Origin of the sequence: Thalassomonas actiniarum (assembly GCF_000948975.2) — a bacterium.
Classification (GTDB): Bacteria; Pseudomonadota; Gammaproteobacteria; order Enterobacterales; family Alteromonadaceae; genus Thalassomonas; species Thalassomonas actiniarum.
The window spans coordinates 4,042,872-4,063,092 of sequence record NZ_CP059735.1 but is presented as its reverse complement, the minus strand read 5'-3'; the positions used below and the strand labels follow the sequence as shown (position 1 = coordinate 4,063,092).

The window sequence follows — 20,221 nt, the reverse complement described above, 5'->3', positions numbered from 1 at the left end:
TCTTGAATAAAAGGACAGTTTCGGCTGTCCTTTCTGGTTGCTGTAATAACGAAAAAACAAACAGTAAAATATGTGTACTGTGTTTATATACAGCTCATGGCGTTTCTGCTAACCTCATCCCTTTAAATTTGTCTGAAGGGAAATATTCCATGAAATACAAGCAGCTTGAGCCTGGGATCCGTGAGTTGGTACAGGCATTTAATGATGCGGGATGTCCCTCGGGTGCCGGTCTTGATATAAAGAGCAGACGCCGGGGTTACCTGGAAACGGTCTCCCTGGCAGGAACTGCCGAGCAGGTTTTCCTGGTGCAAGATAAAGTGATTGACGGTATCCCTTTAAGAATCTTTAAACCTTGCGCTGATAATAATTTAGCTGTGGTGATTTATTTTCACGGCGGCTGTTTTGTCAGTGGTGACTTCGCCACCCATGATCAGCAAATGCGTAAGCTGGCCAACTTATCCGGTGCTATGGTGATCGGTGTGGATTATCGCCTGGCACCTGAATTTACTTATCCGGCGGCTCACGATGATGCCTACCGGGCAAGTCAGCTTATCTATCAGCACTGCAGGGAGTGGGGGGGCGATCCGCAAAAAATTATCCTGGCCGGGGACAGTGCCGGCGGGCATTTGTGCCTTAATACCAGCTTACGTTTAAGGGATGAGGGCAACTGGCTGCCTAAGAAGCAGGTACTGATTTATCCTATGCTCGATGCCAGAGGCGAAAGCGAGAGTTATGTTGCTTACGGAGAAAATTATCTTATTACCCGGGAGATGCTGTTATCCGGTTTTGACCTCTACCTGGCCGGTAGCAACATAGCTAAACAAGACCCGCAAATCAGCCCGCTTTATCATAGGGATTTAACCGGTTTACCCCAAACCCATGTCCTGACGGCAGAATTTGATCCTTTATTAAATGAAGGTGAGCAACTTTACCGTAATTTGCTCGAAGCCGGGGTTGATGCCCGTTGTCGCCGCTATTTGGGTGTTATACATGGTTTTTTCCAGCTGTCGGGGGTTAGCCCCTCGGCACGAGAAGCGGTGGAACATGTTGCCGGGCTGTGCAATTAATAGGGGTAAGTAGCTATAAAATAAAGAAAAAAGCCAGCGGATGCTGGCTTTTTTAATTTGACATAAGAATTATTAACGGGTAAAAATTATTACTAACTTCCACGGGCTAATAATTGCTAACTGCTAACGCGGGCGTTGGCAGCGTCTATCAACGGTTGCGATCCGGACTGGAAGTGTGCCAGGTTAGCAGAAACAACTTTCTTCGGTAATTTTTTAATCATCAAAGAACCTGTTTTTACTGCGCCTTTTGCGGCAGCAAATTCCAACAAGTTTTTACCATTACATTGAATACCACTAAAAATACTGCGTACCTTTAATTTATTCGCTTTTAAAAATGAGCGCATGCGTTTCTTATCGTCAGAGGCTACATACTCACAGATACTCTGTGCGATGTTTGCAGCCTGTGCCTGAGGTACAGAGACAACAGACGTTATTGTTAAAGCAGTGATGGTAGAAGCTAGTAATAATTTTTTCATTTTAATAACCTTAAATAATTTAATGAGTTAATAAAAGAAAAAACCACTGGATGTACCTATTAACGAGGTGACTCCGCTGTCATAGGTTATTGCTAACCCTTAGACCGGTGGTTTTGCGTCACACGTTTTCGCGTGTTTTGCCTTTTCTTTGTCACCTTAAGTATTACCAATATCTGTGGATAATGCAACCCCGGTAGGACCAGAGGCATTTGTTTTCCTGCTAATTTTGTTTTTATTCATAAGAACAGCAGCTTAAACCGGAATTATCGGTAGATCACCCGCATAAAAAAGGGGCTTTCGCCCCTTAATTCATGTGATGACAGACGGCAATGTCTGCAAATCTTGTAGGTAAAGCTAATCCTGGGAGGTCTTAAAAAGACATTTCAGGTACATGCTCGGGCACCACCAGTTCACCTGCGGTTAACTTGATGATTTCATCGACAGAAACCCCCGGAGCACGTTCAAGCAGGTGGAACTTGCCATCTTTGATTTCCAAAAAGGCTAAATCGGTCAGCACTTTTTTAATGCAGCCCTTGCCGGTCAGCGGCAGGGTACATTCGCTCAGCAATTTAGAGACGCCGTGCTTGGAAGCATGGGTCATAGTGACAATAATATTGTCGGCCCCGGCGACTAAATCCATGGCACCGCCCATGCCCTTGATCAGCTTGCCCGGGATCATATAAGAGGCGATGTTACCCTGAACATCCACTTCAAATGCCCCCAGTACCGTTAAATCTACGTGGCCGCCGCGGATCATGGCAAAAGATTCCGCCGAGTCGAAAATCGAGGCGCCTTTAGCCATAGTAACCGTTTGCTTACCGGCATTGATCAAGTCGGCATCAAGCTCTTCTTCGGTGGGGAACTGGCCCATACCCAATAAGCCGTTTTCCGACTGCAGCATGACTTCCATGCCGTCCGGTACATAGTTGGCGACTAAGGTGGGAATACCTATGCCTAAGTTTACGTAATATCCGTCACGCAGCTCCTGGGCAACGCGTTGTGCTATTTGTTCACGTGATAAAGCCATGTCTGAATCCTTATGCTGTACGCAGGGTGCGTTGTTCAATGCGTTTTTCGAAAGTGCCCTGGATCAGGCGGTTGACATAAATGCCCGGGGTGTGGATTTCATCCGGATTAAGCTCGCCCGGCTCGACGATTTCTTCCACTTCCACTACCGTGATTTTACCGGCGGTGGCCGCCATAGGGTTAAAGTTACGGGAGGTTTTACGGAACACCAGGTTACCGTAGCGATCCGCTTTCCAGGCTTTAACGATGGCAAAGTCACCCTTGATCGACGGCTCTAAAATGTAATGGCGGCCATCAAATTCCCGTGATTCCTTGCCTTCGGCTACCGGAGTGCCGTAACCTGTGGCGGTGTAAAAAGCGGGGATACCGGCGCCGCCGGCACGCATTTTTTCTGCCAGCGTGCCTTGCGGGGTTAATTCTACTTCCAGCTCGCCGTTCATCATCTGGCGCTCGAATTCGGCGTTTTCGCCGACGTATGAGGCGATGATTTTTTTGATCTGGCGATCCGGTAATAAAATCCCTAAACCAAAATCATCCACGCCGCAGTTGTTGGATACCACAGTTAAGCCTTTGGTGCCCTTGCGTTTGATTTCGGCAATAAGGTTTTCCGGGATACCACAGAGGCCAAAACCGCCGGCGATCACTGTCATATTGTCGGTTAAGCCCGCCATGGCTTCTTCATAGCTTGAAACTACTTTATCGAATCCGGCCATTGTCTCTCCTATGCTTTATTAGCTTAAGTAATGTCATGCGCTGATAATGGGATCAGCGCTTCATTTATTCTTTATTAATTCTGTCTGCTGTGCTTAACGGCTAAGGTTATTGTTTAGCCCGGTAAGCGGCAGACACTTTAGAAACCGGCGGTTTGCCAATTTTATCGCTGATAAACCAGCCGGCTTCGAGTAATTTTTCCAGGTTGATGCCGCTGTCGATACCCAATCCATTGAGTAAATAAACCACTTCTTCGGTGGCGACATTTCCTGAGGCGCCCTTAGCATAAGGGCAGCCGCCTAATCCGGCAATGGCTGAGTCGACAACAGCAATGCCCATCTGCATGGCGGTGTAAATATTCGTTAACGCCTGGCCATAGGTATCATGGAAGTGTACCGCCAGTTTTTCAACCGGTACACGCTTGATGACCGCTTGTAACATTTCCTTTACACCCGCCGGGGTGCCGACGCCTATGGTATCGCCTAAGGAGATCTCATAGCAGCCCATGGCAAAGAGTTTCTCTGCCACTTCCGCCACTTTTTCCGGCGCAATAAAACCGTCATAGGGACAACCCAGCACACAGGAGACATAACCTCGCACCGGGATACCGGCGGCCTTGGCTGCGGCCATGACAGGTTCAAATCTTTGCAGACTTTCTTCGATGGAACAATTGATATTTTTCTGGCTAAACGCCTCTGAAGCGGCGCCGAAAATCGCCACTTCATCTGCCTGTACCGCCACGGCCCCCTCAAAACCTTTAAGGTTCGGGGTCAGGGCGGCATAGGTGATATTTTCCCGGCGTTTGATGCCCTGGAAAACTTCGCTTGATGTCGCCATTTGCGGCACCCATTTCGGCGAGACAAAACTGCCGGTTTCGATATAACTGACACCGGCATCGCCAAGCTTTTCAATCAGCTCGATTTTATCCGCCGCCGTTAGCGGCGCTTTTTCATTTTGCAGGCCGTCGCGCGGACCGACTTCTACGATTTTGACCCTTGCCGGTAAATTAAAAGCTGGTAATTGTTTTACATCAGACATTGTTATTCCTCTGCCGCAAAAGCCAGTAATTCAGCGCCGCCGTCAACCATATCGCCTTCGTTAAAGTAGATGGCTTCGACCTTGCCGTCACCCGGGGCGCGTATGGTATGCTCCATTTTCATCGCTTCCATGATCACCAGCGGCTGGTCTTTTTCAACCTTGTCGCCGGCTTTGACCAGGACACTGACCATAGTACCGTTCATCGGGGCACACAGGCCGCCCTGATCGCCTTGATCATCGAGATCACCGCAGTCGGCAAAGATCTGGGTGAAGTTAAAGACACCGTTTTGCCTGAACAAGCTGATCTGGTTCTGGTTGTGCACGATAGTGGCGTTGCTGCGATAGCCGTTAATGTTGCTATGCAGCATATCACCTTCGATACGTCCCTGACAGTCAACTTTAGTACCATCAACATCAATTAAATAAAAACTGCTGCTGCCCTGGCGTTTCTGCTCTATGGTCACCGGGTATTCGACATCGTTATGGGACAAAGTTAACTGATGAATATGGGCTTCATTTAAGCGCCAGGCGTTAGTGGTATTCCACGGCGAGTGGGGGTCATTGGTTTTTGCGCCTTGCTCTTTTGCATTGTTGGCATTGGCCAGTACCAGGTACAGGGCTGCCATCGGCAGTTCATCCGCCAGTGCCTGCTCGCTTTCATGGAAGATGTCCGCCTGATGCTTGTCGATAAAGCCGGTATCTAAATCCGCCTCGACAAAAGCCGGGCAGGTGGCCAGGTTATAAAGGAAATCGATATTGGTGACCACACCATTGATGCGGTACTCCGCCAGGGCCTTGGCCAGGCGTTGCAGCGCTTTATCGCGGTTTTCATCCCAGACGATCAGTTTGGCGATCATCGGATCGTAGAAAACGCTGACTTCATCCCCCTGGCGCACCCCGGTATCGATACGCACATGTTCGCTTTCCAGTGGTGGCTGGAGAAAATCTAAGGTACCGGTGGCGGGTAAAAAGTCATTGTTGGCATCTTCTGCGTAGATGCGCGCTTCAAAGGCGTGGCCTTTAATTTTCAGCTCATCCTGACGCTTGGGCAGGTTTTCCCCAGCGGCCACTCTCAGTTGCCATTCCACCAGGTCCTGGCCGCTGATAAATTCCGTGACCGGATGCTCTACCTGCAAGCGGGTATTCATTTCCATAAAATAGAAAGAGCCGTCGACATCAAGCAGGAACTCCACCGTACCCGCACCCTGGTAACCTATGGCCTGGGCGGACTTAATGGCGCTTTCGCCCATGGCGGCCCGCAAGTCTTCGCTCATACCTGGGGCAGGGGCTTCTTCGATAACTTTCTGGTGGCGTCTTTGTACCGAGCAGTCGCGCTCAAATAAATACACGGCATTGCCGTGATTATCACAAAAGACCTGGATCTCGACGTGTCTTGGCTGGGTCAGATATTTTTCCACCAGCATGGTATCGTCGCCAAAGCTGGATTTTGCTTCCCGCTTGGCAGCCGCCAGGCCTTCACTAAATTCTTCACTGCTCCATACCTGGCGCATGCCTTTACCGCCACCACCGGCGGTTGCTTTTAGCAATACCGGGTAACCCATGTCATCGGCGGCTTTTTTCAAGACTTCTGTTGACTGGTCATCACCATGGTAGCCGGGCACTAAAGGTACTTTGGCCTGTTCCATGATGTTTTTAGCGGCCGACTTAGAACCCATGGCTTCGATGGCAGCTACCGGCGGGCCGATAAAAACAATGTTTTCTTTTTCACATAAACGGCAAAACTCAGCATTTTCCGATAAGAAGCCATAACCCGGGTGTATCGCCTGGGCGCCGGTGCGTTTGGCGGCTTCGATAACTTTTTCCCCTAGCAGGTAACTTTCTCTGGAAGGGGAAGGGCCGAGATAAATGGCCTCGTCTGCCATATTGACATGTAGGGAGTCGGCATCGGCGTCTGAGTAGACGGCGACGGTAAGGATCCCCATTTGACGGGCGGTTTTAATGACGCGGCAGGCAATCTCACCACGGTTTGCAATTAATATTTTAGTAAACATGGTGATTATCCTTTACTCTTGTTTTCTGCACTGTCAGTTTGCCAGCCGGGGGCGCGTTTTTCGAAAAAGGCGGTTAACCCTTCCTGCCCTTGCTCAGATACCCGGATAGCGGCAATACGCTCACTGGTATCTTGCAACAATTCATCATCGATATCCTGATAGGCGACATCAAAGGCGAGAGTTTTTGCGCGACGCATGGCAAGCGGGCTGTTGGCCAATAAAGTGCGGATCATACCATCAACGGCTTCATCTAAAGCTTCGGGAGAAACGACTTCATCTACCAGGCCTAAATGTTGTGCTTTATCGGCAAAGAATCGCTCGGCGCTTTGGAAATAGCGACGACAGGCTTTAAGGCCCATGGCATTGACCACATAAGGGCTAATGGTCGCCGGGATCAGGCCAAGTTTAACCTCACTGAGGCAAAAGCTGGCTTTTTCACTGGCAATGACAATATCACAGCAGCTGGCCAGACCGACAGCGCCGCCAAAGGCTGCGCCCTGGATTTTCGCAATTGTTGCCTGAGGCATAAAGTTCAAGGTTTTTAACATGACAGCCAAGGCATTGGCATCTTTTAAGTTTTCTTCATAGCTGTAACTAGCCATGCGTTTCATCCAGCCGAGATCGGCACCGGCAGAGAAACTCTTGCCCGTTGAGGCCAATACCATCACCCGGATGTCGTCATTGCTTGCGATGCTGCTAAAAGCAGAAGTCAACTCAGCGATAATGGCATCATCAAAGGCATTATGTTTGTCCGGGTTGTTTAAAGTAACGGTGGCTACACCGTATCTGTCTATCTCAACCACTACCTTTGCATCTGTTTGTAGGTTATTAAGTGTTGTCATTTTCACTCCTACATTCTAAAGACACCAAACTTGGTGTCCTCTATGGTTTTATTCAGGGAAGCGGAAATGGCCAGGCCTAATACCTGACGGGTTTCAGCCGGGTCGATAACGCCGTCATCCCATAAGCGGGCAGAAGCGTAGTAAGGGTGTCCCTGGTGCTCATAACTGTCGACAATCGGCTGTTTGAACTGGGCTTCCTGCTCCTGGCTCCACTCTTCCCCAAGTTTGCTTTTTTGATCCCGTTTAACCTGGGCCAATACACCGGCGGCCTGCTCGCCACCCATCACTGAAATACGGGCATTTGGCCACATAAACAAGAATCTTGGATCATAAGCGCGGCCGCACATGCCGTAGTTACCGGCGCCGAAGCTACCGCCGATCAAGACGGTAAATTTAGGCACCTGGGCTGTTGCCACTGCGGTTACCATTTTGGCGCCGTGTTTGGCAATACCGCCGGTTTCATATTGCTGGCCGACCATAAAGCCGGTGATGTTTTGTAAAAACACCAGCGGGATTTTGCGCTGGGCGCATAATTCGATAAAGTGTGCGCCTTTTTGCGCTGATTCACCAAAAAGAATCCCGTTGTTGGCGACTATGCCTACCGGGTAACCAAAGATGCGGGCAAAGCCACATACCAAAGTCGTGCCGTATAAGGCTTTAAATTCGTCGAACTCGCTGCCGTCGACGATGCGGGCGATCACTTCCCGGACATCATAGGGCTGGCGCGAATCTTTAGGAATAACCCCGTAGATTTCCTTGGGGTCGTATTGCGGCGGCTCTACCTCAGTGATATTCACCTGCATAGGTTTAACCCGGTTGAGGTTTTTAATGGTGCTGCGGGCGATTTCCAGCGCATGGTTGTCATTTTGGGCGTAATGATCCGCCACCCCTGAAGTGCGGCAATGGACATCGGCGCCACCTAAGTCTTCGGCGCTGACCACTTCACCCGTGGCCGCTTTTACCAATGGCGGCCCGGCAAGGAAGATGGTGCCTTGCTCTTTCACGATAATGGACTCGTCCGCCATCGCCGGCACATAAGCGCCACCTGCGGTACATGAACCCATGACCACGGCGATTTGTGGAATATTCAAAGCCGACATATTGGCCTGGTTGAAAAAGATCCGGCCAAAATGCTCTCTATCCGGGAAAACATCATCCTGGTTCGGCAGGTTGGCGCCGCCTGAATCTACCAGATAAATACAGGGCAGGTTGTTTTCCAGGGCAATAGCCTGGGCCCGTAAGTGTTTTTTCACCGTTAACGGGTAATAGGTACCGCCTTTTACCGTGGCGTCATTGGCGACAATCACACATTCCTGGCCACCGACCCGGCCGATACCGGTAATGATACCGGCAGAAGGCACGTGGTCGTCATAGACTTCATAAGCGGCAAGCTGTGATAGTTCCAAAAAAGGTGAGCCGTTATCGAGCAGGGAATAGACGCGGTCCCTGGGCAGTAATTTTCCTCGACCCAGATGACGTGCCTGGCTTTTTTCGCCACCACCACGTTTTATGTCTGCCAATTTTTCTTTCAGATCGTCGACCTGTGACTGCATAAAAGCAGCATTTTCAATAAAATCCTGGCTACGAGGATTAATTTTGGAAACTAATTTAGCCACTGTGCTTACCTTGTTGCTTTATTTAATTGTTTTACAGTTATCATCCTTCCCGGATGAGTTTATTTAGACTCAGTGAAAAGTTCACGGCCAATCAACATACGGCGAATTTCTGAAGTACCTGCGCCGATTTCATAAAGCTTGGCATCACGTAATAAACGGCCGGTAGGGAATTCATTGATATAACCGTTACCGCCTAAGATCTGGATAGCATCAAGTGCCATTTTCGTTGCCAGTTCGGCGCTGTATAAGATCACACCGGCGGCATCTTTACGGGTAGTTTCACCGCGATCGCAGGCCTGGGCAACATTGTAAACATAAGAGCGGGCGGCATTCATTTGCGTGTACATGTCGGCAATTTTGCCCTGGATCAACTGGAACTCACCGATAGACTGGCCAAATTGCTTACGGTCATGGATATAAGGGACAACATTGTCCATACAGGCGGTCATGATGCCTAAAGGTCCGCCGGATAAGACGACGCGCTCATAATCCAAGCCGCTCATTAATACTGCTACGCCTTTGTTGAGTTCACCTAAAATATTTTCTTCAGGTACTTCACAGTCGACAAATACCAGTTCACAGGTATTGGAGCCGCGCATCCCTAACTTGTCTAATTTCTGGTGACGGCTAAAGCCCGGGTAGTCGCGCTCAACGATAAAGGCGGTGATGCCTTTAGAGCCGGCTTCCATATCGGTTTTGGCATAAATGACATAGGTATTGGCGTCCGGACCGTTGGTGATCCACATCTTGTTGCCGTTTAAAATGTATTTATCGCCTTTTTTCTCGGCGCGGATTTTCATGCTCACCACATCTGAGCCTGCATTTGGCTCACTCATGGCTAAGGCGCCGATATGCTCGCCTGAGCATAATTTCGGTAAATATTTGGCTTTTTGCTCATGGGTACCGTTACGGTTGATCTGGTTTACGCAAAGGTTTGAATGGGCGCCATAGCTTAAACCAACAGAAGCCGAAGCGCGGCTGATTTCTTCCATGGCGATGACATGTTCAATATAGCCTAAGCCGCTTCCGCCGTATTCTTCCGGCACTGTTAAGCCCAACAGGCCCATGTCGCCAAATTTACGCCATAAGTCATTAGGAAATTCGTTGTCAGCATCAATTTGCTCGGCACGTGGAGCAATTTCATCACGGGCAAAGGCGTTGACCTGATCGCGGATCATGTCTACGGTTTCGCCCAGGTTGAAGTTTAATGATGAATATTGAGAAATCATGGTTGTTCCTTAAATTGTGTTAACTAGTGCTCGTAAACGAGTTGTCGTAAATTAGTAGTCGTTAAATTAGTTCTGTTTATCTTGTTCAATTGCCACCAGGGTGTCCTGACAGCTTTTTTCTAAATTATTCAATTCCATCAGCACGGCTTTAATGTCTTTTAGCTGCTGGTTTAAGTCTGCTTTTTTCTGATAAATCAGCTCCATCATAGTATGTAACTGGGTGGCACTGGTTTTATCGGCATCATAAAGTTCAAACAAACGGCCGGTTTCCGCCAGCGAAAAGCCCAGGCGTTTGCCCCGTAAAATGAGTTTCAAGCGCACGCGATCCCTTTGATTATAAATCCGGGTTTGTCCTTTCCTGGTCGGTGCAATCAGTCCCTGATCTTCATAAAAACGTATGCTTCTGGTGGTAATATCAAACTCTTTGGCCAAGTCGCCAATAGAATAGGTCGTTTGCTCAGTTTTTTTCATGATGTCGTCAGCAGAGTAATAATCATCTAACACTACCTGAAGTTTACGTTAACGTAAAGTTGCTTGTGCCGCTCTTGTGCCAGAAAAGTAAAGTTAAGTGTAAGGCAGAGCTTACAATTGACAGTCAAATATCGTTTATTTAATTGCAACAAAAAAGGGTAAATCGCTATCAGATGCTCTAAAGTAGCGGCAAAAAAGTAACCTTGGGCAAGGCGTCTGTTGATAATTTCAACTGGTCTTATCTGCGGCTGTGAATCGCGGTTATTAAGTTTACGTTGGCGTAAACGTTAATTTGGGTTACCCTTTAGCACTTATATCGTCATACAAGTAGTTAAACCAGGTTTCGTTTTCTAAGGTCGATTATTTGATTTTTTATCCCTGGCTTTGAAGTTAAATTTTTCTAAATAGTTGTTTATTTTCATTAGACTGCAACAACAAAAGGGTAAAATAAAACCCGGTGAAAAATGGCTGGAAAATGCCGGTTTAATTCTGCATTTTTAGCCGGTTTGCGTATATAGTGGTGTTTCGGTACGGGGATGTATCGAATAAGTAATTAAGTCTTATTTTTATAATTAGGAGAAATTTTATGTCAGCTCTGGATCCTGTCGTTATTGTCTCTGCTGCAAGAACCCCTATGGGCGGTTTTATGGGCAATTTATCCGATGTTACTGCGCCGCAACTGGGAGCAAGTGCTATCAGTGCCGCGCTTAGCCGTGCGGGAATTGAAAATGATCAAATCGATGAAGTGATCATGGGGTGTGTTTTGCCGGCAGGTTTAAAACAGGCACCGGCTCGTCAGGCAGCACTAGGCGCTGATTTAGCTTTATCTACCGTATGTACCACGATTAATAAAGTCTGTGGCTCAGGCATGAAAGCGGCTATGTTCGCCCATGACGCCATCGCCGCAGGTTCTATCGATGTCGCCGTTGCCGGTGGTATGGAAAGCATGAGTAATGCCCCTTATATCTTACCTAAAGCCCGCGGCGGTATGCGCATGGGCCATGGCCAGGTATTCGATCACATGATGTTGGACGGCCTGGAAAATGCCTATGACGGTATTGCCATGGGCTGTTTTGCCCAGGATACCGCCGATGATGCGGAATTTACCCGTGAAGATATGGATGCCTTTGCTTTACGCTCTTTAGAGCGGGCAACCTCAGCCATAGATTCGGGCGCTTTTAACGATGAAGTTGCCCCGGTTACCGTGAAAACCCGTCGCGGTGAAGTTTTGGTGGACACCGATGAACAGCCGGGTAATGCCCGTCCGGATAAAATTCCTTCATTGCGTGCGGCCTTTAAAAAAGACGGTACTATTACCGCGGCTAACTCCAGCTCTATTTCAGACGGCGCCGCAGCATTAGTATTAATGAAGCGCTCGGAAGCTGAAAAGCGTGGCCTTACCCCGCTATGTAAAGTTGTCGGTCATGCCACCCATGCACAAGAGCCGGCGGAATTTACCGTGGCACCGGTCGGCGCCATGAAAAAGCTGTTAAGCAAAATCAGCTGGACCACGGCAGATGTTGACTTATACGAAATTAACGAAGCCTTTGCCATGGTAACTATGTTGGCGGTAAAAGAGCTGGAGCTGGACATCAATAAAGTTAATATCCACGGCGGCGCTTGTGCCTTAGGGCATCCTATCGGTGCCAGCGGTGCGCGCTTAATCGTTACCCTGATCCACGCCTTGAAAAACAAAGGCTTGTCTAAAGGGGTTGCCTCTTTATGTATCGGTGGCGGTGAAGCAACGGCTATTGCATTAGAAATGCTTTAATTTTGTAAGTTTGAACAGGCTATTAGGGAACTAATAGCCTTTTTCTTTTTCTGACAAGCTGTACCTGGGTGCTCAAATAATAATAAAACGGCCCAAACCATGGTTTGTTATTAGTAAATATTTCTTTTCATTGGGGAAAGTAGTGAATTTTGAGTTAACTGAAGATCAGCAAATGTTTGCTGACACCGCAAAACAATTTGCCGATGCTGAATTCGCGCCGAATGCGGCTAAATGGGATCAAGAGCATATATTTCCAAAAGACGTGATTGCCAAAGCCGGTGAGCTGGGTTTTTGCGGCCTGTATTCTCCCGAAGATGTCGGCGGCCTGGCACTGAGCCGGTTAGATTCCTCGATTATTTTTGAACAATTGGCTATGGGGTGTACCGCAACCACGGCGATGATGACCATACATAATATGGCCACCTGGATGATCGCTACCTGGGCAAAGACTGAAGTTAAAGAAAGCTGGTGTCCTTCCCTGGTAACCGGTGAAAAACTGGCGTCTTATTGTTTGACTGAGCCGGGTGCCGGTTCAGATGCCGCTTCATTGCGTACCAGTGCTAAACGTGACGGTGATCATTATGTGGTGAACGGCTCTAAAGTTTTCATTTCCGGCGCTGGCGATACCGATGTCCTGGTAGTGATGGTGCGTACCGGAAAAGAAGGTGCTAAAGGGATTTCAGCCCTGGCGATTCCCGCTGACTTAGATGGCATTGTTTATGGCAAGCCGGAAGAAAAATTAGGCTGGAATGCCCAGCCCACCCGCCAGATCACTTTTGATAACGTCAAAGTGCCGGTAGAGAACCTACTGGGTGAAGAAGGCGAAGGTTTTACCATCGCCATGAAAGGTTTAGACGGCGGACGTATTAATATTGCTACTTGTTCCATCGGTACCGCGCAGCAGGCGTTAAACAGCGCCATGGCTTACATGCAAGAGCGGGAGCAGTTCGGTAAACCGATTGCCGGTTTCCAGGGCTTACAATTTAAGCTGGCGGATATGGCCACAGAACTTGTCGCGGCCCGTCAGCTGGTGCGTTTGGCGGCTTTTAAGCTCGATAACAACGATCCGGAAAAAACGGCCTATTGTGCCATGGCAAAGCGTTTTGCCACTGACATCGGTTTCCAGGTGTGTGATGCTGCGCTGCAAATTCATGGCGGTTATGGCTATATCAAGGAATATCCGTTAGAGCGTCATTTCCGTGATGTCCGGGTACACCAGATTTTAGAAGGCACCAATGAAATTATGCGGGTGATCATTGCCCGTCGTTTATTAGCCGAAGGTGCTGGTTTATTGCTTTAGTGCTCAGTGTCTGAGTGCCGTTGTAAAAGAACAGAAGAAGAGAAAAAATTATGACATCCGATCATCTTATTGTTGAAAAACGCGATCACGTCGCCATAGTTACTTTTAATAATCCGCCTGCGCACACCTGGACTTTTGAAAGTCTGAGTGATTTGCGGGACTTGGTACTGGAGTTGAACCAGGATAAAGCTATTTATGCGCTGATCTTAACCGGAGGCGGCAATAAGTTTTTCTCCGCCGGCGCCGATTTAAAATTATTTGCCGATGGCGATAAACAAGTGGCGGCAGATATGTCGGCTATTTTTGGTGAGGCTTTTGAAACGTTGTCAGCGTTTCGCGGTGTTTCTATCGCTGCCGTCAATGGTTATGCCATGGGCGGCGGATTGGAAGTGGCCCTGGCCTGTGATTTCCGTATTGCCGAGCAGCATGCGCAAATGGCCTTGCCGGAAGCAACCGTAGGTTTATTGCCTTGTGCCGGCGGTACGCAAAACCTGGCGCTGTTGGTAGGCGAAGGCTGGGCGAAACGTTTGATTTTGGCCGGTGAAAGAATTGATGCCGACAAAGCGGCCCGTATCGGCCTGGTAGAAGAGGTGGTTGACTCGGGTGAAGCATTAAATGCGGCCTTGGTGCTGGCAGAAAAAGTGGCTAAGCAAAGCCCGGTGGCGGTAGCCGCCTGTAAGAAATTGATCCAAAGCAACCGTGAAATGCCAATCGCTCAGGCCCTGCCGCAAGAGCGCCAGGCATTTGTTGATCTTTTTGATACCCAAGATCAAAAAGAAGGGGTGAGTGCTTTCCTCGAAAAGCGTAAACCTGTCTGGTCAAATAAGTAGTGCTGGTGAAAATGAGTAAGGAACCCACTGAATGAATAACATAGTGCTTTTTCAAGAATTACTGTGCGATAACGGCAAGAAAGTCGGTATTGCCACCTTAAATTCCGAGCGTTCATTAAACGCCTTAAGCGGCGAGATGATAGAAGCCTTGTACCCGCAGCTAAGCAGCTGGCATGACGATGAAGACATTGCCGCCGTTTTCCTGCAAGGGGCAGGGGAGAAAGCCTTCTGCGCCGGCGGAGATATCGTTAATCTTTATAATGCCATGAAAAGCCATACCGGCGACTATTCTCCCGAGGTGGAAGAGTATTTCACCAAGGAGTATCAACTTGATTATCTGATCCATACCTTTAATAAACCCTTTATTGTCTGGGGAACCGGCATTGTGATGGGCGGCGGTCTGGGCATGATGGTGGGTGCCAGTCATAAAGTAGTCACGGAAACATCTCGCATTGCCATGCCGGAGATCAGCATCGGCTTGTACCCGGATGTGGGCGGTACCTGGTTTTTAAACCGTATGCCGGATCAATGCGGGCTGTTTTTGGGCTTAACTGGTGCCTCTATTAATGCCGCCGATGCCAAATATACCGGTATGGCAGACTTCTTTATTCTGGCAGAGAAGAAGCAAGCCTTGCTTGACGGTCTTAAAACCGTTAACTGGGGTAATACCGTGGCCCTCAATCATGACAAGTTAAGTAACTTGATGCATGACCTGGAGTTAGTCTCCAATGTAAAGTTGCCGGTTTCCCATGTCAGGGCGCAAAGTGCGTTAATCGAGAAAGTCATGGACTTTGATAATATCGCCGACATAGTCAATGCTATTGTCTCGGCTGAGGTTGAAGACCCTTGGTTTAATAAAGCACAAAAATCCCTTAAACACGGTAGTGCGGTCAGCGGCCATTTGGTATATCGCCAGTTGAATACGGGTAAAAATATGTCGCTGGTGGATTGTTTCCGCATGGAACTTAATTTATCAGTGAAATGCGGCCAGTTCGGTGAATTTGCCGAAGGGGTGCGTGCGCTGTTAATTGATAAAGATTACTCGCCTAAATGGAAGTACAGCTCAATTGCCGATGTCGACCCGGCCATCATTGACTGGTTTTTTGAGTCTAAATGGCAGGCAGATGAACATCCGCTGGCACAGCTGGGCAGTTAGGCCCGGTTTATCGTAATATTTTGAACATAAAAAACAAAAAATTATAGCGAATATTAACAAGGGGAAAGACATGGCGAATGTTGCCTTTATTGGATTAGGAAATATGGGTGGTCCTATGGCTATTAATTTAGTCAAGGCAGGCCATCAGGTAGCAGTATTTGATTTATCAGAAACAGCTGTGGCACATGTCGTTGAGCAAGGGGCGACAACACATGCAAGTGCTGCAGAATGTGTAAAAGATGCTGAGTTGATTATTTCTATGTTACCGGCAGGCAAACATGTTGAAGGTTTATACCTGTCAGAGCAGGGCTTGATTCATCATATCGGCCAAGGCGCCCTGGTAATTGATTCCTCTACCATAGATGCCAATACTGCGCGTAAAGTTGCCGCGGGTCTGGCTGAAAAAGGCATTGATTTTATTGACGCACCGGTATCCGGTGGTGTTGGCGGTGCCCAGGCCGGCACTTTAAGTTTTATGGTCGGTGGTAGCGCAGAGCACTTTGAAAAAGCCAAGCCTGTGCTGGATAACATGGGCAAGAATATTTTCCATGCCGGTGATCACGGCGCTGGCCAGGTAGCCAAAGCCTGCAATAATATGTTGTTGTCTGTCCTTATGGTAGGCACAAGTGAGGCTTTGCAGCTGGGTATTGCCAATGGTCTTGATCCTAAAGTTCTGTCAGAAATCATGAGCCAGAGCTCAGGTAGTAACTGGACACTGGATGTTTACAATCCTTGTCCCGGCATCATGGAAAATGTGCCTTCTTCCAACGACTACCAGGGCGGTTTTATGGTGGATTTAATGGCAAAAGATCTCGGACTTGCTATGGATACCGCAGTAAGCAGCCAGTCATCCACCCCTATGGGAGCATTAGCCCGTAGTTTATATGCCATGCATGCAACTGCCGGTAATGGCGGCAAAGATTTCTCCAGCATCTTTAATTTATTCTCTAAGCAAGAGAACTAAGGAAAATTCATGAATTTAACCGATAAAGTTATTGTCATCACAGGTGGCGGACAAGGTTTAGGTCGTGCTATGGCTGTTAACTTAGCCAACAGCGGGGCAAAACTGGCCTTGATTGACTTAAATGAAGAACAACTTCAGCAATCTGTTGCTTTAATCGAAGAAGCGGGTTCATCTGCCCGTTATTATCTTGCCAATGTGACCAATGAAAGTGACGTCGAGCAGACTTTCAGCAAAATTGCCGCTGACTTTGGCGGTATCGATGGTTTGATCAACAATGCCGGTATTTTAAGAGACGGTATGTTTGTTAAAGCCAAAGACGGTGTCGTTGGTAAAAAAATGTCATTGGAACAATTCCAGTCGGTTATTGATGTTAACTTAACCGGTGTTTTCCTGTGTGGCCGCGAAGCTGCGGTACACATGATAGAAGGTGGCCGTAAAGGCGTGATCATTAACATGTCTTCTATTGCCCGTGGCGGTAATATGGGACAAACCAACTACGCAGCGTCCAAAGCCGGTGTTGTTGCCATGACAATTACCTGGGCACGTGAACTGGGTCGCCATGGTATCCGTGTTGGTGCTATTGCTCCCGGTGTTATTCGCACGGCAATGACAGATGCCATGAAACCGGAAATGCGCGAACGTCTGGAAAAAATGAAGCCGGTAGGTCGCTTGGGTGAAGCCGATGAGATCGCCCATACAGCAAAATACATTTTTGAAAATGAATTTTTCACTGGTCGTGTGGTGGAAATTGACGGCGGTCTTTGCATGTAATGCTGTCTCTTGTTTTTATGGCTGTATTTTTTGTATTGGTACGGCCATAAGAACAGACTCGCACTTTTTATCCATCACGGATGATGTCTTCGGTTAACCCCACAAGTATAAAGATGATTAAGTATGGCTAAGGCACTTTTTTTAGATCGTGATGGTATTATCAATATCGACCATGGTTATGTGCATAAAATTGACGACTTTGAATTTGTCGGTGGCATCTTTGAGTTATGCCAACTGGCTGCAGCAAAGGGTTATGACATTTTTGTTATCACCAATCAGGCGGGCATTGCACGCGGGTTATACGCTGTTGCTGATTTTGAAACATTAACCTCCTGGATGTTAGCTCAGTTCAAAAAGCAGGGCATCGATATACAAGAGGTATTTTATTGCCCTCATCATCCGACTAAAGGCGTTAATGAATTTAAAATGTCGTGCCAATGCCGTAAACCGGCACCCGGTATGATCTTAAAGGCACAAGAAAAATATAATATTGATCTTGGGCTGAGTATTTTTATTGGTGATAAACCTTCAGATATGCAGGCGGCAGAAGCTGCCGGTATTAGCAGCCGCATCTTAGTGGCAAGTCGTTATCTTGAAGAAGAAATCAAAAACGATAGCGAGAATGCGAGTAATAACGGCGCTGGCAAGCAAGATCTAACCAAACAATCCAAAGTTATAAAAGTGAACAATGTGCTTGGCGCAATCGAAATCATAAAGGCATTATAAAAAATGGCGAATTTTTTATGTTTATAGGCCTATATTTGTTTACTTATTGAGCGATTGAACTAGTATTTAAAATTAGTTATTTTTTTCGCTTGACCTGAAGAGAAAAATCCCTAAAATGCGCTTCCACTTCTTCGGGGCATCCCAAGGAAGTGTTTTGATAAGTTTACTCTCGTTTACTTAGTGCTGGATAGACCAGTTAACTATTGAAAACAATTTAAGGTTTTTACTTTTTATTTGAGATAAAGCTTGACATCAAAACTGAGAGGCGTATGATGCGCATCTCGCTTGAGACAAGCGATCAAGCAACAATGATTAACGAATGCGATTAATCATTTTCGTTTAACTCGTTAGTTAAATGAAGTTCTTTAAAAATTAGTTATCATGCAATTTGTGTGAGCACTCACGTTAATGTTGATTTTACATAGTTCTTCGCTTTTCGAAGCAAGAGCAAAAATAAACTTAATGATGAATGACACACAAAACTATTATTCATAGTTTTATATGTACAGATTCATTGAGTCAGAGAGCTAGTCTCTCACAAACGATTTTTAATTGAAGAGTTTGATCATGGCTCAGATTGAACGCTGGCGGCAGGCTTAACACATGCAAGTCGAGCGGAAACGAGAAGTACTTGTACTTCGGCGTCGAGCGGCGGACGGGTGAGTAATGCTTGGGAATATGCCTTATGGTGGGGGACAACAGTTGGAAACGACTGCTAATACCGCATAATGTCTACAGACCAAAGCGGGGGACCTTCGGGCCTCGTGCCATTTGATTAGCCCAAGTGAGATTAGCTAGTTGGTAAGGTAATGGCTTACCAAGGCGACGATCTCTAGCTGGTTTGAGAGGATGATCAGCCACACTGGGACTGAGACACGGCCCAGACTCCTACGGGAGGCAGCAGTGGGGAATATTGCACAATGGGCGAAAGCCTGATGCAGCCATGCCGCGTGTGTGAAGAAGGCCTTCGGGTTGTAAAGCACTTTCAGTTGTGAGGAAAGGGGTGTAGTTAATAACTGCATTCTGTGACGTTAGCAACAGAAGAAGCACCGGCTAACTCCGTGCCAGCAGCCGCGGTAATACGGAGGGTGCGAGCGTTAATCGGAATTACTGGGCGTAAAGCGTGCGTAGGCGGTTTGTTAAGCAAGATGTGAAAGCCCCGGGCTCAACCTGGGAACTGCATTTTGAACTGGCAGGCTAGAGTTTTGTAGAGGGTGGTGGAATTTCCAGTGTAGCGGTGAAATGCGTAGAGATTGGAAGGAACATCAGTGGCGAAGGCGGCCACCTGGACAAAAACTGACGCTGAGGCACGAAAGCGTGGGGAGCAAACAGGATTAGATACCCTGGTAGTCCACGCCGTAAACGATGTCAACTAGCCGTCTGTATCCTTGAGATGTGGGTGGCGCAGCTAACGCGATAAGTTGACCGCCTGGGGAGTACGGCCGCAAGGTTAAAACTCAAATGAATTGACGGGGGCCCGCACAAGCGGTGGAGCATGTGGTTTAATTCGATGCAACGCGAAGAACCTTACCATCCCTTGACATCCAGAGAATTTACCAGAGATGGTTTAGTGCCTTCGGGAACTCTGTGACAGGTGCTGCATGGCTGTCGTCAGCTCGTGTTGTGAAATGTTGGGTTAAGTCCCGCAACGAGCGCAACCCCTATCCTTATTTGCCAGTGCTTCGGGCGGGAACTTTAAGGAGACTGCCGGTGATAAACCGGAGGAAGGTGGGGACGACGTCAAGTCATCATGGCCCTTACGGGATGGGCTACACACGTGCTACAATGGCAAGTACAGAGGGCAGCAATACCGCGAGGTGGAGCGAATCCCACAAAGCTTGTCGTAGTCCGGATTGGAGTCTGCAACTCGACTCCATGAAGTCGGAATCGCTAGTAATCGTGGATCAGAATGCCACGGTGAATACGTTCCCGGGCCTTGTACACACCGCCCGTCACACCATGGGAGTAGGTTGCAAAAGAAGTGGCTAGTTTAACCTTCGGGAGGACGGTCACCACTTTGTGATTTATGACTGGGGTGAAGTCGTAACAAGGTAACCCTAGGGGAACCTGGGGTTGGATCACCTCCTTATCTTGAAGTAGAACAATGTTCTCGTTGAGTGTTCACACAAATTGCACTGATAACAAATTAATAAAGAAAAAACCAACTTTTCAACCGAATGTGCGTTGAAAACTGTTCTTTAACAATCTGGAAAGC

At 47.8% G+C, this 20,221-nt stretch carries 17 protein-coding genes, 1 rRNA gene and 1 riboswitch; of the genes, 9 read left to right on the top strand and 9 right to left on the bottom strand.

The features are described 5' to 3' along the window. The first annotated feature begins 149 nt into the window (after nucleotides 1-149). Nucleotides 150-1,067 carry an alpha/beta hydrolase gene (locus SG35_RS17625; protein ID WP_044833897.1) on the top strand — a complete coding sequence of 306 codons (918 nt, stop codon included), beginning with the start codon at nucleotides 150-152 and terminating at the stop codon, nucleotides 1,065-1,067. A gap of 116 nt (nucleotides 1,068-1,183) precedes the next feature. Here SG35_RS17625 and SG35_RS17620 read toward each other — a convergent pair whose 3' ends face one another. The 9 genes from SG35_RS17620 to SG35_RS17580 all read right to left on the bottom strand — a co-directional run bounded on the left by SG35_RS17620 (nucleotide 1,184) and on the right by SG35_RS17580 (nucleotide 10,488). Further along, nucleotides 1,184-1,543, bottom strand: coding sequence for a DUF3718 domain-containing protein (locus tag SG35_RS17620; protein ID WP_044833896.1), 360 nt, complete (start codon nucleotides 1,541-1,543; stop codon nucleotides 1,184-1,186). 63 nt (nucleotides 1,544-1,606) lie between these two features. After that, nucleotides 1,607-1,695, bottom strand: a riboswitch (cyclic di-GMP riboswitch). A gap of 218 nt (nucleotides 1,696-1,913) precedes the next feature. Continuing rightward, on the bottom strand, nucleotides 1,914-2,570 hold the full coding sequence (locus SG35_RS17615) for a 3-oxoacid CoA-transferase subunit B (protein WP_044833895.1): 657 nt from the start codon (nucleotides 2,568-2,570) through the stop codon (nucleotides 1,914-1,916). Between the two features lie 10 nt (nucleotides 2,571-2,580). Further along, the gene (locus SG35_RS17610) at nucleotides 2,581-3,282 is read right to left on the bottom strand and encodes a CoA transferase subunit A (RefSeq protein ID WP_044833894.1); all 702 of its coding nucleotides are present in this window, start codon (nucleotides 3,280-3,282) and stop codon (nucleotides 2,581-2,583) included. 106 nt (nucleotides 3,283-3,388) lie between these two features. Next, nucleotides 3,389-4,318, bottom strand: a complete 930-nt coding sequence (locus tag SG35_RS17605; protein WP_044833893.1) for a hydroxymethylglutaryl-CoA lyase — start codon at nucleotides 4,316-4,318, stop codon at nucleotides 3,389-3,391. 2 nt (nucleotides 4,319-4,320) lie between these two features. Further along, nucleotides 4,321-6,330: an acetyl/propionyl/methylcrotonyl-CoA carboxylase subunit alpha gene (locus tag SG35_RS17600; protein ID WP_044833892.1), complete on the bottom strand. Its 2,010-nt coding sequence runs from the start codon at nucleotides 6,328-6,330 to the stop codon at nucleotides 4,321-4,323. 5 nt (nucleotides 6,331-6,335) lie between these two features. After that, nucleotides 6,336-7,172, bottom strand: a complete 837-nt coding sequence (locus tag SG35_RS17595) for an enoyl-CoA hydratase/isomerase family protein (protein ID WP_044833891.1) — start codon at nucleotides 7,170-7,172, stop codon at nucleotides 6,336-6,338. Nucleotides 7,173-7,180: 8 nt separating this feature from the next. Continuing rightward, the gene (locus tag SG35_RS17590; protein WP_044833890.1) at nucleotides 7,181-8,788 is read right to left on the bottom strand and encodes a carboxyl transferase domain-containing protein; all 1,608 of its coding nucleotides are present in this window, start codon (nucleotides 8,786-8,788) and stop codon (nucleotides 7,181-7,183) included. A gap of 59 nt (nucleotides 8,789-8,847) precedes the next feature. Beyond that, nucleotides 8,848-10,017 carry an isovaleryl-CoA dehydrogenase gene (locus SG35_RS17585; RefSeq protein ID WP_044833889.1) on the bottom strand — a complete coding sequence of 390 codons (1,170 nt, stop codon included), beginning with the start codon at nucleotides 10,015-10,017 and terminating at the stop codon, nucleotides 8,848-8,850. Between the two features lie 66 nt (nucleotides 10,018-10,083). Further along, nucleotides 10,084-10,488 carry a MerR family transcriptional regulator gene (locus tag SG35_RS17580; protein WP_044833888.1) on the bottom strand — a complete coding sequence of 135 codons (405 nt, stop codon included), beginning with the start codon at nucleotides 10,486-10,488 and terminating at the stop codon, nucleotides 10,084-10,086. 586 nt (nucleotides 10,489-11,074) lie between these two features. On the opposite strand from SG35_RS17580, the gene SG35_RS17575 reads away from it, so the two are divergent. From SG35_RS17575 to SG35_RS17540, 8 genes are all read left to right on the top strand, one after another. Further along, a complete protein-coding gene (locus SG35_RS17575) occupies nucleotides 11,075-12,259 on the top strand; it encodes an acetyl-CoA C-acyltransferase (RefSeq protein ID WP_044833887.1) in 1,185 nt (394 codons plus the stop codon). Between the two features lie 142 nt (nucleotides 12,260-12,401). Beyond that, nucleotides 12,402-13,559, top strand: coding sequence for an acyl-CoA dehydrogenase family protein (locus tag SG35_RS17570; protein WP_044833886.1), 1,158 nt, complete (start codon nucleotides 12,402-12,404; stop codon nucleotides 13,557-13,559). 50 nt (nucleotides 13,560-13,609) lie between these two features. Next, the gene (locus SG35_RS17565) at nucleotides 13,610-14,389 is read left to right on the top strand and encodes an enoyl-CoA hydratase (protein ID WP_044833885.1); all 780 of its coding nucleotides are present in this window, start codon (nucleotides 13,610-13,612) and stop codon (nucleotides 14,387-14,389) included. A gap of 31 nt (nucleotides 14,390-14,420) precedes the next feature. Beyond that, entirely contained in the window at nucleotides 14,421-15,545 is a 1,125-nt protein-coding gene (locus SG35_RS17560; protein WP_044833884.1) for an enoyl-CoA hydratase/isomerase family protein, read from the top strand. Nucleotides 15,546-15,615: 70 nt separating this feature from the next. Then, nucleotides 15,616-16,509: a 3-hydroxyisobutyrate dehydrogenase gene (gene mmsB / locus SG35_RS17555; RefSeq protein WP_044833883.1), complete on the top strand. Its 894-nt coding sequence runs from the start codon at nucleotides 15,616-15,618 to the stop codon at nucleotides 16,507-16,509. A 9-nt stretch (nucleotides 16,510-16,518) separates the two neighbouring features. Then, nucleotides 16,519-17,280, top strand: a complete 762-nt coding sequence (locus tag SG35_RS17550) for an SDR family oxidoreductase (RefSeq protein ID WP_044833882.1) — start codon at nucleotides 16,519-16,521, stop codon at nucleotides 17,278-17,280. A 123-nt stretch (nucleotides 17,281-17,403) separates the two neighbouring features. Continuing rightward, nucleotides 17,404-18,006 (top strand): D-glycero-beta-D-manno-heptose 1,7-bisphosphate 7-phosphatase, encoded by a 603-nt coding sequence (gmhB, locus tag SG35_RS17545; protein ID WP_063888663.1) that lies wholly within the window; start codon nucleotides 17,404-17,406, stop codon nucleotides 18,004-18,006. Nucleotides 18,007-18,555: 549 nt separating this feature from the next. Beyond that, nucleotides 18,556-20,095, top strand: a 16S ribosomal RNA gene (locus SG35_RS17540). The last annotated feature ends 126 nt before the right edge of the window (nucleotides 20,096-20,221 follow it).